This is a genomic window from Segetibacter sp. 3557_3 (genome assembly GCF_004354985.1).
Classification (GTDB): Bacteria; Bacteroidota; Bacteroidia; order Chitinophagales; family Chitinophagaceae; genus Segetibacter.
In genome coordinates, this window is record NZ_SMSK01000001.1 from 67621 (window position 1) to 83067 (window position 15447).

A 15447-nucleotide genomic window follows, 5' to 3' on the forward strand; every position below is an offset into this window, starting at 1 on the left:
CAATGACTTTTATAGAAGGTGGGTAAGAATGTCGGCAAAAGCAAATAAATCTTCCAAAAAAAATATCTAATTTCTAAATCTTCAATTCATTTTTCAATTATTTATTAGAAAAGCATTGTGCCATAACCGAAGACTTTCACGCTATCCACAGTCTTAAAGCTGCGCAGATGCCCCATATCCGGGCCGGCTCAGATCCGGCTTTCATTTGAATAGTCGGGTTAAAGGTATGATTTTAGGACACTGAGGTGAAACTGATTGTATACCTGTAAAAAGCTTTTGTCAACAAATAAAAATTGTTTGCAGGAATTCTTCACCTTAAATGTATTGAATGAAAAAAACGCTACAATTATTTTTTATTGCGATTGTTACTGTTCTAAGTTGTACCCCTGAAAAAACAACCTTCCAGGTAGTCAGGCATTCTTCAATGAGCTTCAATTACGACTCATCTTCAACATGGAAGGCTAAAACGTACGACATTTCTCCGCCCACTCAGGCAGTTGTTTATCCTGCTGATCCCCTTATTCCGGGAACATTATACAACAGGTACACATTACAGGCATTTGGTGTAGACGATAAAAACAGAAACCTTCAAATTGTGATGGTGTTTGACACCAAGGAGCAGAAGGTTTTTACAGGGGAATACAAAACAGCTTACACCGGGGACAAAGGGCTAAAAGAAGTGCAGGTTTATGATATGGACAATGCCAGCCTCGCATTCTATCAGATGTATGATAACGCGTTTTCCACACTGAAAATCACCAAACAAAGTACTAGTGAACGATTGATCGCCGGAACCTTTCAGATCATGCTTCGTGATGCGCGTGATACTACCAGGAAAATGACCATTACCAGTGGCACATTGACGGACGTAAGCTACTAATTCACACATTAAACCTTATTCATGAAATATATTTACCTAAGTATTATTACCATAGCATTTGTGCTAACATCAGGAAAAACGCATGCACAAACCAGCCAGAAACCTTTGGACTCATTACCCGCTGCTGTGAAAACCTCTAACTCCGGCTTCGACGTAATAATCCTGCATAATGGAGAAATCTTGCATGGTCTTGTAAAAGAGCTAGGGCTCCAGGTAATTAAATACCAACGTACCGACATACCAGATGGGCCCGTATATACCATCCCGCGTATTGATGTGTATGCGATTAGCTATAGGAACCAGGTTAAAGAATACATGAGCCCGGTGATGGTTGAGCCAAATAACCAACTCCGCAATAAAGTTGATGCCAGAAGAGACCGTTGGAATGACTATCCGATCAACAGAGAAGTGTTGTTGTTCAAAGAAAATAGCTTTCGTATTGGAGTTGGTTTTATAAGCGGCTATACAAAAGTTGCAAAAGCCGATAACTATGCAAAGACGAGCGCTTCACCAGTTATTGCACTGGCTTATGACACCCGGTATCGCACAGACTTACGGCTGGGTTTACAAATGGCGTTTGGATCGCAGAAATTCTCGAAACAGGAATTTAGTACATACGACAGCATACAAAGTGTAAGCAATTTAAAAGAAAACATTTTCACCTTTTCGCTCTACGGTAAATACAGTAGCAAGGCAAGCTATGCTAATCTAAGACCTTATGTGATCCTGGGACTCGGCATCAACACGTCTAATGTACGTACCGAAAGCGAACTGAAACTTACCAGCAATCAAACTTTGTTGGTGAGTTCCGGCAGCCGTTCTGCCGGGTTGGGAATTCTTGCAAGGGTTGGTGCAGATTACTTTTTTGGCGGTCCTTATGGTTTGTTCGCTGATGTAGGTGCGGGAGCTTCTTTAATACAATTAGGTGCAATAATTAATTTACAATAACAGCTATAAATCGATAATATGAAAAAACGTATACTTTCAATTGGTGTAATCATGCTAATCGCAAATTACCCGCTTTTTGCCCAGGACAATAAAACGGAAAATCAAAAAAGCACCATTGCCGTTTCATTGGGAGCTGCGGCCAATTATTATTATGGACAGGGCGACCGTAATTTTGGTGAGTTTGAAAATGAACGCGTAAACTGGCAAATAAATGGATTGTTAGGATTGACCATTTTACGGGATAAAAACGGGCGTAGAACAATGTTAGCAGGATTTGGCGCTTACGGATTTAATAATGAGTCGACAATAAAAAAAATCTTTTCAGATCAGCAATATGTAACTACCAGGATTAACCAGGCAAAGCTGAATAATTTTTACCAGTTAGAAGGGGGCTTATTAATCGGCGAGGTATTGCGCCTCAGCACAGGTGTGGGTCAACAGCATTTCGAAGGGCAGGCTATTGCAGGGGCAAATGGTGATATACGCCTCGACGCAAAATCATTAAAGTACAATTCCACTACTGTTGGTTTCAATTTCAACCTTAGTGCTGTTGCTTTGATCATCAACGTAAACTTTGCGCACGGAATAGATTACGAAAAAACAATTGTTACCCCGTCAGCCGGTTTAATGCTTCGCCTGTAAGCAGTGCCTCATGCCGGAACGATTTTATCGGACTTGTCATCGATGGTTAGATATGCCCGCTCATGTGCACCCGGCAAGATGATGCAGTTCACATATGCTTGATAAGATCGGGAGTAACAGTTTATCTGTTCGTTTGGTTATTTGTATAGGTTCAGATTTCCTAAAAGAGCTAAATTTTCTTCTTGTGCCTTTTTTGAGTAGGAGTACAGTTACTGCATTTTACTGATTATAGCCGTTGTTTATCCAAACAAGTGACCGGCCAGGTCTTTATCGTGATTATAGATGTCGTCAACAAAGTGTATAATGCCTTCATGGTCGACCCATGAGGTAAAATAAGTGATGAATACCGGAACTGGTTTATCCAGTTCCACCCACTTTTCAGTTGTTTGGTTCATTGCAGACCTTATCTTTTCCTGGGTCCATTCGGATTGATCCCGTAGCAGGTATGCAGCCAGATCAAAAGGTTTGTGCAACCGGATACAACCATGACTAAAGGCTCGCTGTTGTTTATTGAACAGGCTTTTGGATGGCGTGTCGTGAAAGTAAATGTTGTATTTATTTGGAAAAATAAATTTGACCTTACCCAACGCATTTCCTTTGCCTGGCTTTTGACGTACAACAGGTAGGTTTCCGCTGTAACCGGTAATTTCCATATTATTCCTGGCTAAATACCCCCCGTTACGTTTTATCGCCGGTAGTATTTCATTTCTTACAATGCTTTGCGGAATATTCCAGTATGGGCTAAAGACAACATATTTTAGTTTATCTGAGAATATAACGGTGCGGTTTGCTGATTTACCCACAACGATGTCCATCCCCGAAACCCATTTTCTATTTTCGATGATGTGTAGCCTAAACTCAGGAATGTTAGCCAATAAATAATTTTCGGGCAATTCGGGCATCCACTTCATTCTTTCAAGATTGACAAGCATTTGCCTGATTCTTTGTTCGACCGGAACATTTAGTGCGCTGATTAGTTCGGTTCTTATTATTCCATCTTCCTTGAACCCAAAAGTTCGTTCTGCCTGTTTTACTGCAAGCACCAGGTCTTCTGAATACGTTGACGAGGTATCACTGCCTGCGTAGTTGCCGGAGGAACTCAGGCGTTTTTTCAATTGGATGATAGACGGATCATCGTCCCCAACCCCCAGTGTTCTTTTACTAACGGGTATCTCGCCCCATCCCCCAAGTTGTTGAATTTTACGATAACGGAACAGTTGGGATTGCAGCCCTTGAAAAGCTTTGTTAAGTGGTTTCCATTCACCTGTTCTGCCGGAAAGCACGGTGTCGAGTAGTGCAATAGCTTTTAATTTCCGCCTTGGAATATGCCATTGAACCGTTGCGGGATCAACCTTGCCCCCATAAACGAAGTCGACATATTCAAAAAAGTGCATGGTAAAACGGAGTTCAACTGAAGCACTCGCCTTGTTTTGGCTGATGATCAAACTATCGTTTGTCAATAATGTGTCAATTAACTCGTGGAGTTCCCTATCGTAAATGCCGCTGTCGGCAATTTGGCGGGCCTCGTTATTGTGCGCATACCAAAATCCCTGCGCCTGGCTTGTAAGCCCGTTTTCATCAAACCATGCGGTACTGTAGTTACGGGCATTGTAAAAGCTCCGCATGTGATTTTTGATACTATCGGATGGTACGTTTTTATCGAGGAAATTTTCCAGGATAGTGCTGTCAATAAATACCGGGGTGTAAGCGTTTGACTTATTGATGGTGGTATCACGGGGAGTTATTGAAGGCCGTGCTTGCCGTTCATTACATGCCACTGTCAATAGGATGGAAAGTGAAATAGTGGTAAAAATATGGATATACCTCAGTTTTGTCATTTTGGTAATGGATTTATTGATGACTTTATCCGGTGCAACAGGAATGTTTGCCATTAGCATACAAGTTTTTCAACATTTACTTTGGAAACATCAGAATGAACTAAATCACATTGGCACCATTAATCAGCATAAAATTAATAACCAGTGCTATCGCCCGGAAATGTCGCATGACGGTGATGATGTGCAATTTACGAAAAGCCGAGCCGATAAAACCGTGCATCAACCGGAGTCAAACACTTTAGCACGATCTTATGAAAGTGGCATGCCCGTGCTTCAAATGATCGTTTCGGCTCGTTATATATTGCAGGCCTTATTGCCACACGCATTTAGATAGCGCCGATATCAATCAGGACAGTAAGCACCCACGATCTCTGCAATTGTTATTGGAGCCCTATCCATGATGTGCCTTACTTGATAATTGTTGCCTTAAAAGGTCTTTTACCTAAGCTGCGGGGTTCAGCTGTTTGATTTCGGAATGGTGGACCATACTATTGGAATAATGCATAGGATCGTGGACAAATGGAGATCTGAAAACCTGCTCTACCGGAGCGTTGCAGTTAAACGGAGCGTCGCAACGATGAAACATCAGGGAACTACCGATGACCCACAAAAAACTCCACTTGCGCTGCATCGCTCAACCCGCTTTATCTTTATAAGCGCTCATTTAAATGCTTGCTTTAGCCATAGTGCCTGATACAATTGCTATTTTATTGTCGACGATTACTGTTTTGCTTTTAACCAGCTCCACCGCTTTGCCCAGTCCTGTAAAACCTGCTGCCGCCATTGCTTTACCGTTATCCCGCCCTGGATTTTGCCATCATACAACAAAGGGTTGCTCCGATCGGTGTACCAGTTCGCGCCAAGAGGGTAATCTGTTTTCCTGGATTTACCAGGCCATTGATTATCTACCACCAACTGACCTGGTTGTTCTGGAAAACCGGGGATAGCAGAGCTAACCGTGTAGGAAAGATTTTCCGATTGTTTGGGGGCATACCTGACCACATAATTGCCATCGCCCATGTAATAGCCTGCCCATTTTTGTTCCCCAATACCGGCGGTTACATTTAGCGTGAAGCAAGTAGAGTCTGCAGCGATACTTACCCGGGGTCCTTTGAAATGAAACTCGAGAATTGAGCAAACCGTTACCGTATCGGCAAGAGATGTTGTGCGATTGATTATTTGCCGTGAACTATGATTAAACTTTTCGAAGCTGCCACCCCAACTATCTTTTAATGGGTTGTCGGGATTTCCATCCATCATGTATAGCAGGGAAGGGGTATCGCCCATCTTTACGTTTCCCCGGTAATAGTTTACAAAATCTTTTCCCATGTAACCCGCACCACGGATGTACTCACTGTAGTAATTCGTTGTTTTTACACTGTCCGGCATTCCGCTGTTGGAGAAGAAACCGTAGTAGGAGGAATTTACTTCGATAAACCACAAGTCCGGAAAGTTTTTTACAATGTAGGCATAGCTGTTGGCACTCCATTTTTTGTTGGGTCCACCGATCCAATAAACTTTTATTTGGCTGCGGATGTCTGGGGCATCGTGTAAGGCCTGGGCAAGATCATCAAGGCCGCCCCAGACCAACACCCATAATGGCGGTTTGCTCTTCTTCCTGGCTGATCGAATGATCCAATCAGAACCTTCTGTAGCGCTGGTGTAACCGGCAAATGGGGCGGCGCCCTGACGACCTTGTTTGCATATTGCGCGTAAGGCATCCGGCTTGGGAAAGTCCCTGCTATGTTGTAACAATTTGGGTAAGTCTTTCTCGTATAGCGCAATCATATCAAGTAGGTTTTGCTTTGAGCCAAAACCATAAGAAGGAGATGAAATGAGTCCTTCGGTGTTGAACTTATCGCTGTACATAAGAAAGTGGATCATCGACTGGTTGTCGTCGGGATCTGTGCCACCAATATCGGTACTGATAAGTATGCGGGGCTTATTCGGAACTGGCTTTTGCGCAACTGTTGCCAACATACAAACGAGGCTAGTTAGGAGAACAATCAGTTTTTCCATGCTTATGCGGAATTAAGATGCTGTTTTTTTAGTTGCTCTGCTCCTACCAAACAGTGCCTTACTAAACAGCCAATTACCTATAGTTAACCCTGTTGCCCCAGAGGTCTACCCCAGCAAGGGACACAATACCGGGTAGTTTGAATGCTATGCTGCCATAGACGTAATTGAACAGGCCCTATGATCAATGGGCAGAAGAAGGCGAGGGATTACCTGTGCTCAAATGTATCAACAATTGCGCTTACCTGCTCCAATTTGGCTTGCACGGCGGATAGCTAATTCATTGGGTTTGCATTGAAGTAACGGTAATCGTCAAGCTGAACAACATTGAACATTTGCGCATTCACAAGTTTATGAAATTACGCGGGACAAAGCGGGCCTATGGTATCATAAACATCAGGTTTTGTCATCGAGTAGTACCCATTATGATGCGCGATTGCGGGGATAGCGGCAATGCTTACGTGGTTGCTCCAACAATTACTGACTTATTAAGCAGCCATAAAACGGGCGTACAACAAGGGTGAACTATGAGGAAGAGATCGTAATTATGGCCGCAGGAATAGTGGCAGAGCACAGGATTATAGATGAGCTTTGCCAACGATGGTGTTCCTGCATGATGGCGTTAGATGTGTTGATCTTTGGCGGGATTTCCCGCAAGCCCTGGTGAATTGACAAACTGCAACGTGCTGGTTTATGACCGTGAAGGTCATCGTAAATCTGGCCCGACGCATACGGTTTGCAGCCTGGACTGGGAAGCAAATTTATCAGGAAAGGTCAGCCACTTTTCTCCTTCCAATTAACATATAGTATATACCAGTAATGCTGCTCATCGTGATAAAGCCGATGGTCCACAAAGCTTTTGCCCTGGAGTCGATCCGGTTAGACGTGCGTACCTCGTAGATTGCGGAAACGATGAATACGAGGTAAGCAAGAAGCCCGGTAACCAACAAGAAGTCAGTTCCTTCACGATGTAAGATTCTCAGGTATGCGCCTGCGATTATCGTGAGAAAACCAACTAAAAAACTCCATGTGACAACGGTTCCGATCTTCATACTTCAGATATTTATTTAGCCTAAGTAGCCAGGTAATGAAACTACTTTAACAGTGTTTTATTCCCCGTTCCCTGGCGTGCGTTTACAGTAAGGATAAATTGATGTCTTCCGTAGTTCTAACCCAAAGTGCTGGTTTTTTAAAGATATAAAATGAAGCTGACAAAACCCCCTTGAGACCTGTGTTTGCATGTTGTTCAAGCGATAATATAGGCTATTGCTGCAAAATTTTCAGATACGCAGTCCAGGGTCCAACCGCAGCTGCATATTGCTTTGCCATTACACGGGAGATTTGTGCAATGTGATTTAGATCGTGTACCGTCCATGTTGAAAGCAATTGCGATAAGGTGACCGGCCCGAAGTCGGGGTGAACTCCTGTTCGTTCAAAATCTTTCCCGGTAAGGTGCCGTGAGTGTATGATTTCTAAATTTTTAGCCCGCAATGCTGCAAACTCGCTCAATAGTTCTGCCAGTGATCTGTTTTTATTTGCCTTAACCTGGGCAAAGCGGTCAAAAGGGATGAATGTTTTATCCTGCTGATCTGAAAGAATTATCTCCATCCTTGGGATCCAATCCGTCTTTTCACCTTCAATAAGATGCCCAACGATGTCATAAACACTCCAGGTACCCGGCCCTTCGTTGGCAGATGTCCATTCAGCAGCAAGGTCTTGCAACATTAATAGCAGTACAGCGGGGGTGCGTTCAAGGATTTCTAATGAACGGGCCAGGTTAAACAGCATAGTGATAAGTTTAGAAAATTTTCAAACAGGTGACCATCAGCTTATGCAACCGGGCAAGGCATGCATTATTCTATGGCACCTGGTTCAGTTTTGCTCATTAGCTCAAAGTGTTGTTTGCAGGAACTTCGAAAGCGCCTTCAGGGACGACATTTTACAAGGTAAACTATAATTGATTTAAGCGTTAGCTTCAAAATCTTCCAACCGGATGTCTTCCAATCAATACTCCAAGAAAGGGCCAGGTAGAATGTGGGGTTCTACTTCTGTTTTCAGGTACCTTTAGAGCTTAGCATATTCTACTCAACATATATGAACAAAAACGATGCAATCGACTTCCGTCAGATTGTTACGCAGGCACGCGATGCTATCTTTTCAACGAACGAGTCGTTTGTAATAACCAGCTGGAACCCCGCAGCAGAAAGATTGTACGGGTACAAAGCGCAAACTGTCATTGGCACCCCGCTTGGTTTACTCCTGAGAAGCAGCATTTCAAAACTGGAACGATCACTTCAGTTAGAGGCCCTTCAGAGAGATGGTTATCATAAGGGCGATTACGAGTTCTTCGATAAGGACGGAAGCCCATTATACATCCATGCATCCATTACGGTGTTGAAAGGACCAAGGGGCGAAATCATTGGTTATGTTGCCATACACCAGAATATATCAGACAGGAAAATGGTGGAGGAACACCTGAAGCAATTTAACTCTGCGCTGGAAGAACAAGTGATTAACAAATCTGCACAACTCACCAGCATATTTGAACGGATCACTGATGCCTTTGTCGCCCTTGATATGAACATGTGTTATACCTACATGAACAGGAAGGCAGGTGAGATTTTTCACCGAAATCCTGCCCTTATGTTGGGTAAGCATATCTGGACTGAATTCCCGGAAGGAGTCGGGCTCCCTTTTTACCACGCTTATCATGAAGCGATGAAGAAGCAGGCTTATATCCGGCTCGAAGATTATTATCCACCCTATGACCGCTGGTTTGAAAATCATATTTACCCGTCTCCTGATGGCTTGAGTATTTTCTTTAGGGATATCACCGAGCAAAAGCTAATAGAACAACAGGCAAGGTTAAGCTCCCAGCGCCTTTCTTTACACCTTACCAATTCACCTTTAGCCGTAGTAGAGTGGGATACCGAATCGATTATCACCACGTGGTCCGAACAAGCGCAGCGCATTTTTGGCTGGAGTAAGGAGGAGGCACAAGGAAAGTCGATCGAGGAACTAAAGCTCGTTCACGAAGAAGATGTAACGGACGTAAACAATGTTATCGGGGAACTTTTCAAGGGTGCCACGGCAACATTCAAGGGGGTAAATAAAAATTATACAAAGGATGGCAACGTAATATTTTGTGAATGGTATAGTTCGGTATTAACGGACCACGAGGGAAAGATCATCTCTTGTATGTCGTTGGTGCAAGACATCACAGAAAGGAGAAAAGCAGAAGAGGCACTAAAGGTAAACGAACATCAGTTATCACTCATCTACAATTCAGGAACCGATATTCTCTTTCTGCTACAGGTAGATGGCGAACGTTACCGGTTTATTTCTGTAAATGAAGCTTTCAAAAAGGCGACCGGTTTACCGGCAGAACGAATCCTAAACAAGTTTGTTGAAGAGGTTATCCCATCTCCATCGTCGGAACTGGTAATGGAGAAATACCGGGAGGCCATCCAAACCGGCCAGGCCGTTTCATGGGAGGAGGAAACGGAATATCCTGCAGGAGTAAAGACTGGTCTTGTTAACGTTACCCCTGTTTATGATGAGCGGGGGCACTGCATTCGCCTGGTAGGATCGGTTCATGATATCACCCCGGGCAAGATTGCCCAGGCGGAGCTCAGGGAAAAAAATGAGCAATTAAGGCAGTTGTCGGCACATTTGCAGGAAATCCGTGAAGAGGAGCGTGCAAATATTGCCCGTGAAATTCATGATGAGCTGGGTGAACGGTTGACCGGTATACGCCTGGATATATCCTGGTTACAGAATCACCTGCCATCCTCGGCAAATGAAGTTCAGAAGAAGTTTCCCGATCTGCTCCAGATGGTTGACGACACCATCAAGACCGTGAGAAAAATCTCTTCTGACTTGCGACCAAGCATCCTGGACGATTTTGGGCTTGTTGATGCATTGGAATGGCAGGCCATGGAATTTCAGAAAAGAACAGGTATCGTGTGTGGGGTTAAATCTTTTTTGAAAAGGAACATCAATAACAAGAAGATCGATATCACCTTATTCAGGATCTTCCAGGAAAGCCTTACCAATGTATTGCGACATTCCCATGCAAAAAGTGTTTGCGCGCAACTACTTGAGCAAGACAACCATCTCGAATTTACGATAACCGACAATGGTGTAGGTATGGATCTGGAGACAATCCGCGAGAAGAAAACTTTGGGGTTGATCGGTATGAAAGAACGGGTTTTTATGGTGAACGGGGATTATAATATTTCAAGTGAACCGGGTAAAGGCACGACCATTACCGTGTTGGTGCCAGTCAGTTAATCGTAGACTTATGATAAAGATTTTAATTGCTGATGATCATACCATTGTAAGAAAAGGCATCATACAAATATTAACCGCCGAATTCACGAACGCCCAAATAGAAGAAGCTTCTTCGGCCGAAGAGTTGATCGAAAGAGCTGTGAGCAAAAACTGGGATATCGTGATAACCGACATTTCGATGCCCGGGAGAAGCGGGCTCGATGCATTACAACAAATTAAACTGAGCAAACCACACCTGCCCGTATTGGTATTGAGTATGTACCCCGAGGAACAATATGCAGTAAGGGTGCTAAAGGCCGGTGCTTCAGGTTACCTGAACAAAGAGGTTGCACCTGTTCAGCTTATTCATGCAATCCAGCAAATTCTGTCCGGACGAAAATATATCAGTCCGGCTGTAGCAGAAACCATGACCAATTACCTTTTCAAGGAACAACGAAAGCAAGCACATGAATACCTTTCCAACAGGGAGTTTGAAGTCATGAAACTTCTTGCAGCAGGAAAGTCTATTGGTGAAATTGCTACTGTGCTAAAATTGAGTGTTTCTTCTATCAGCACGTACAGGTCGCGCATATTTTCGAAAATGGAAGTCACCAACACCGCTGCGCTAACAGTTTACGTAATTGATCATAAACTGGATGACCGCATGTAGGATATGTTACCACGTACGTTTCCTTTTCCATGATGCAGTTTGTAGTTGATCTGCTACAAAGCACCTGAAATACTACTACTACAATATTGCTTTTCTGCTACCTCCCGGGTAGATGAATTGGTTTTCTTTTGCACCAGCAATGAAAAGAGGCATTTCTGTTTTGTTGATAGATCGTTCTGCAATCACTTCCATACGGATGGCGGAATGGTTGAGCAACCTGGATTGGGTTGCAGGGGTCTATAGATGTGCCGAGGTAAATGAAAGTGCAGCAATCCTGGACGATCAGGCCGTTCAACTGGTCATACTTGCCAACCATGTTTCTAAACCGGAACTTTCCAATCTTGCTATTGCTTGTGGCCGCTCTAAGTGCGCTTTAACGTTGTTCTCAGTTTATCTGCACGACAGTTATCGCGAGTGGTGCCGGCAAATTGGAATCGACCACCTTCTCGATACATTTTCGCAAACCAACGAGGTTGAAGAAATTATCAGAACAATATATACATCCTTGAAAGACGAATACCGTGAAAATCCAATTTCCTGATTAAAAGCCTTTAAATTTTAACATGGGAGTTGGGGTTAGCCACAACTCCCTTTTTTTATCGCCAACATCCATTTGCAAGCTATTGCAAACAATACAATTTAAGCAATCAACCATTATACAAGCGAAATGAAGAGGGCATGGATAAGATTGTTTCGTCGGAATCGCAAGGATAAGTATGGATTTCCAGCTAACTCCATTTTAATTGATGTAAGCTTAAAAGAGGATTATGAGCAAGCCCACCTTGTAGAGGCAATCAGTGTTCCGGTAGATATGATCAATGAGCTTTTTGAGTCATTACAAAAGATGCCTGCAACCATAGTAGTGCTGAGCACTTCAGACGAAGTAAGTAACCTGGCATGTAAAGTTTTAAACCGCAGAGGCCTGGTGGTGTTCAACGGTGGCGACTGGCGACGATTTCGTAACGAATTCGCTTATTACAGCAAATCGAATTGACCCGAACCTCAACCTGGCTAACATCTTAACATCGAGTCTCTCTCTTCCCGCAGGCCCCATTACAGCAAATTTTTCTGTGTAGCCTTTTCATAAATCCAGCAAGCCAAACAGCACTACAACTATCCAAATCACCTCTCCTCAACGGTTCACTCGTGGTAATGGTCAGGCAAGCGTGCTGTTGTGGCATTCGTGGTATAACAATGCCTCTCATGACCGGCAGCATACCTCCAAACTCTGTTTACTACCTTCGCAGCTTGTTTAATCTAAATTTGTCGTTGAGCCCGTTTTGTCTGAATTTACACCCGGTAAGCACGTTATGCGTATTGGTTGCTTTTGCGGGTCCATCGCTGTGTTTGCCGCTACACCGGGCTCGATCAGGCACTTACTTAAACCAAAGCGAACATGGGTATATCTTCTACCAAAATACACGACTATAAAGTTTATAAAGCAAAGGCCAGGTTGAAAAAGCCGATTGCTGATGCTACCCATACCTTATACGAGATTTCATTTCTTGTATTGCGGTTGCAACTTGAAAACGGTATTGTTGGTGAAAGTTACCTGCTGTCGTTCCAGTATTCCCCAAATGCAATCCTCGGTGCTTTAAAGGACTTGTTGCCAGGCACAATTGGTTACGAGGCTTTCGAGACCGGAAAGGTCTTCCGGATGCACAGTCATGATGCGGAATACTTTGGTAACAACGGGATCAACCGTTGGGCACAGGCTGCGGTAAACATTGCCATGTGGGATGCCTGGGCAAAAACACTGGAGCAACCTGTTTGGAAATTGTTTGGCTCGCACCACGAGAAATGCGCTATCTATGGAAGCGGCGGCTGGCTTTCTTACACTACGGATGAGTTAATTACCGAAGTTACCGGCTATAAAGAAAGGGGTTTCCAGGCAGTAAAAATAAAAGTCGGCTCTTCCGATTGGCGAACCGATGTGCAGCGTTTAAAAAGGGTGCGGGAAGCAGTAGGCGACGACCTGAATATCATGATGGATGCAAACCAGGGCATGCAGTTACCGGCAGCGATCCGGCTGGCAAACGCAGCCAATGAACTTGGCATCTACTGGTTTGAGGAGCCACTTGACCACCAGCATTTCGACGGATACCAGGTATTAAAGGAGCAAACCGGTATTTCCCTGGCTATGGGCGAAAGGGAGTTTGATACCCTGCCATTGGTAGCATTGATTCAACGTAATGCGATCGACATATGGCAACCCGACATTTTGCGTATTGGTGGGGTGGAAGCCTGGCGCGAAAGTGCCGCACTGGCCAACTGTCATAAACTGCCGATATTGCCCCATTATTACAAAGACTATGATGTGCCACTGGTCTGTTCAATTCCAAATGGTGCCGGGGTTGAATTTTTTGACTGGATCGATCCGCTGATTGATCAGCCGATGACCGTAAAAGATGGCTTTGCATACCCACACAACCGGCCCGGATGGGGTTTCAATTTCATCGATGACCAATTGGAAGCGATCAATGTTCACTAGCAGTGACCGCTTAGGAGTGTAATGGTCGCTTTAACCCCGCTTGCGTTTGACCTTGTAAATATTACATAGCGCCAAACAAATATGGTGATCGGGTGTTTGAATGAAAATCAAACCTTATACGTTATGGCAAAAGCTACTAAAACGCTTAAACAGGGCGACGAGGTGGAGTGGAAAACTCCCCAGGGGAAAACTTCTGGAACAGTTAAGAAAAAGCTTACCGCACCAATGAAAATCAAGGGTCATGAAGTAGCCGCATCTGCAGAAAACCCTGAGTACCTGGTCGAAACCAGCAAGAGTAAAAAGCTGGCCGCTCATAAACCGGAAGCATTGACAAAAAAAACGAAGAAGGATGAGTGATGATGACAAACACACATTAAGCACTTCAGGGAAGCTGTAAACATGCCATCTACGAAATTTGCCGAATGGCTTAAGTCGGCGGAGCCAACAGCGTAGGCTTTCGTAAACCAGGAAAAGACGAGTCGGTTGAGCACGAGTCTGGTCGGCACATCGTACAAATACTAAACAAACGTCAGGCGGATTATACAGCAGCCCATATCACCCATATGCGTACGGTAGTTGGGTATATTATCGTCACCTTGTACAGCGCCCTGTTGGCGACATCAGCCATACAAATTGGCGTTACAGCCTGGTGAACCGGGGATACGATCGGAGCATAAGGTAATGCTATAGCGTCTTGCAGTTGCCCGTGGGAGAGCCTGAAGAGCTGGGTTCGACTCGTCCTAATTTATTGTTCCTAAGCTTGTTTATACCTGGCCGTGCGGTTTCCAGGAACTTGTCAGCGGGCTCTTCCGGGTGGCATAGCTTATACTGTGTAATCATCATGCATGGCATTGTTTTTTAAGGTGTATTGTACAATTAAACATTCAACCACGTTTAAAACACCGTTTTATGAATTACGAATCAACAGACTTTAACGACGACCATTATGTTTCAACAACTAGTGGAGACTCAAACGATATCACAAAACTGGTAATTGGCGCCCTCGCCGGGGCCGCTGTAGGCTCGCTTGTAGCAGGTGCTTTTACCGAAAAAGGTGTGGAAATTAGGCACCGCGCAGCCGAGAGCGGAAAGAAAGTTGCTGACAACCTGAAGCACAAGGTGTCTGGGGTGACCGACGCTGTAGCAAACAAATTTGAGGCAGCAAAAGAAGGTGCAGCAGACCTGATCGAAAAAGGAAAACAGAAGTTGGGAATGTCAAAAGGTAGCAGTACTGGTTCATCTTATCCCAACGAAAATAATTATGCTACCAGTAGCTTATACGAGTCAGACTATTCTGACGAGGATCATAACAACAAGTTGCTGGTGAGCGCAGTCATCGCAGGTGTTGCAGGCGCTATCATCTGGAGTTTGACAACTGAAAAAGGTAAACAGACCAGGACACGCTTAGCAGCAAAAGGTAAAGAACTCGCCCATAACCTTCAGGAGAAAGCCTCCCATTTGCAGGAAGAGTATAGCGAGACCATAGACGCAGCAAAAGACATCGCTGTAGACCTGATTAAAAAAGAATTTGGTCGTTCAGGTGATGAGGGAAATGCCTCTACTACCGGTTCCGCTCATCCATAAGCTAGTTGACACCTTAGTTTAAGGCAGGCGAATATTAGCCTTAAATACCGTACCATTGGGGTCTATGATAAAGGGCTGCTTCGAACCGAAGCAGCCCTTTATGTTT

General features: G+C 44.2%; 14 protein-coding genes and 1 pseudogene. 11 read left to right on the forward strand and 4 right to left on the reverse strand.

Features of this window, described 5'->3' with window-relative positions; all coding sequences use genetic code 11:
- The first annotated feature begins 328 nt into the window (after positions 1-328).
- Genes EXU57_RS00245 through EXU57_RS00255 form a run of 3 tightly spaced genes read left to right on the forward strand, consistent with a single transcriptional unit; the run spans position 329 to position 2470 of the window.
- Entirely contained in the window at positions 329-880 is a 552-nt protein-coding gene (locus EXU57_RS00245; RefSeq protein WP_133266159.1) for a hypothetical protein, read from the forward strand.
- Between the two features lie 21 nt (positions 881-901).
- Positions 902-1828 (forward strand): hypothetical protein, encoded by a 927-nt coding sequence (locus EXU57_RS00250; RefSeq protein ID WP_133266160.1) that lies wholly within the window; start codon positions 902-904, stop codon positions 1826-1828.
- Positions 1829-1846: 18 nt separating this feature from the next.
- Positions 1847-2470: a hypothetical protein gene (locus tag EXU57_RS00255; protein ID WP_133266161.1), complete on the forward strand. Its 624-nt coding sequence runs from the start codon at positions 1847-1849 to the stop codon at positions 2468-2470.
- Positions 2471-2709: 239 nt separating this feature from the next.
- Here EXU57_RS00255 and EXU57_RS00260 read toward each other — a convergent pair whose 3' ends face one another.
- The 4 genes from EXU57_RS00260 to EXU57_RS00275 all read right to left on the reverse strand — a co-directional run bounded on the left by EXU57_RS00260 (position 2710) and on the right by EXU57_RS00275 (position 8112).
- Entirely contained in the window at positions 2710-4362 is a 1653-nt protein-coding gene (locus EXU57_RS00260) for a murein L,D-transpeptidase (RefSeq protein ID WP_165957981.1), read from the reverse strand.
- A 666-nt stretch (positions 4363-5028) separates the two neighbouring features.
- On the reverse strand, positions 5029-6327 hold the full coding sequence (locus EXU57_RS00265) for a nucleoside hydrolase-like domain-containing protein (protein WP_133266163.1): 1299 nt from the start codon (positions 6325-6327) through the stop codon (positions 5029-5031).
- A gap of 761 nt (positions 6328-7088) precedes the next feature.
- Positions 7089-7376 (reverse strand): hypothetical protein, encoded by a 288-nt coding sequence (locus tag EXU57_RS00270; protein WP_133266164.1) that lies wholly within the window; start codon positions 7374-7376, stop codon positions 7089-7091.
- A gap of 211 nt (positions 7377-7587) precedes the next feature.
- Entirely contained in the window at positions 7588-8112 is a 525-nt protein-coding gene (locus EXU57_RS00275; protein ID WP_133266165.1) for a DinB family protein, read from the reverse strand.
- A gap of 306 nt (positions 8113-8418) precedes the next feature.
- Here EXU57_RS00275 and EXU57_RS00280 point away from each other — a divergent pair, with 306 nt between their 5' ends.
- The 8 genes and pseudogenes from EXU57_RS00280 (at position 8419) to EXU57_RS00315 (ending at position 15341) form a co-directional block, all read left to right on the forward strand.
- Complete coding sequence (locus EXU57_RS00280) at positions 8419-10617, forward strand: PAS domain S-box protein (protein ID WP_133266166.1); 2199 nt, start codon at positions 8419-8421, stop codon at positions 10615-10617.
- A gap of 10 nt (positions 10618-10627) precedes the next feature.
- Positions 10628-11266 (forward strand): response regulator transcription factor, encoded by a 639-nt coding sequence (locus EXU57_RS00285; RefSeq protein ID WP_133266167.1) that lies wholly within the window; start codon positions 10628-10630, stop codon positions 11264-11266.
- 112 nt (positions 11267-11378) lie between these two features.
- Positions 11379-11807: a hypothetical protein gene (locus tag EXU57_RS00290; RefSeq protein ID WP_133266168.1), complete on the forward strand. Its 429-nt coding sequence runs from the start codon at positions 11379-11381 to the stop codon at positions 11805-11807.
- 126 nt (positions 11808-11933) lie between these two features.
- A complete protein-coding gene (locus tag EXU57_RS00295) occupies positions 11934-12260 on the forward strand; it encodes a rhodanese-like domain-containing protein (RefSeq protein ID WP_133266169.1) in 327 nt (108 codons plus the stop codon).
- Positions 12261-12662: 402 nt separating this feature from the next.
- A complete protein-coding gene (locus tag EXU57_RS00300) occupies positions 12663-13757 on the forward strand; it encodes a mandelate racemase/muconate lactonizing enzyme family protein (protein ID WP_133266170.1) in 1095 nt (364 codons plus the stop codon).
- A gap of 123 nt (positions 13758-13880) precedes the next feature.
- Positions 13881-14114: a DUF2945 domain-containing protein gene (locus EXU57_RS00305; RefSeq protein ID WP_133266171.1), complete on the forward strand. Its 234-nt coding sequence runs from the start codon at positions 13881-13883 to the stop codon at positions 14112-14114.
- A 95-nt stretch (positions 14115-14209) separates the two neighbouring features.
- Positions 14210-14410: pseudogene (locus EXU57_RS25850) on the forward strand (DUF3140 domain-containing protein); the annotation flags it as partial.
- Between the two features lie 256 nt (positions 14411-14666).
- Positions 14667-15341, forward strand: a complete 675-nt coding sequence (locus tag EXU57_RS00315) for a YtxH domain-containing protein (protein ID WP_133266172.1) — start codon at positions 14667-14669, stop codon at positions 15339-15341.
- Positions 15342-15447 lie beyond the last annotated feature (106 nt).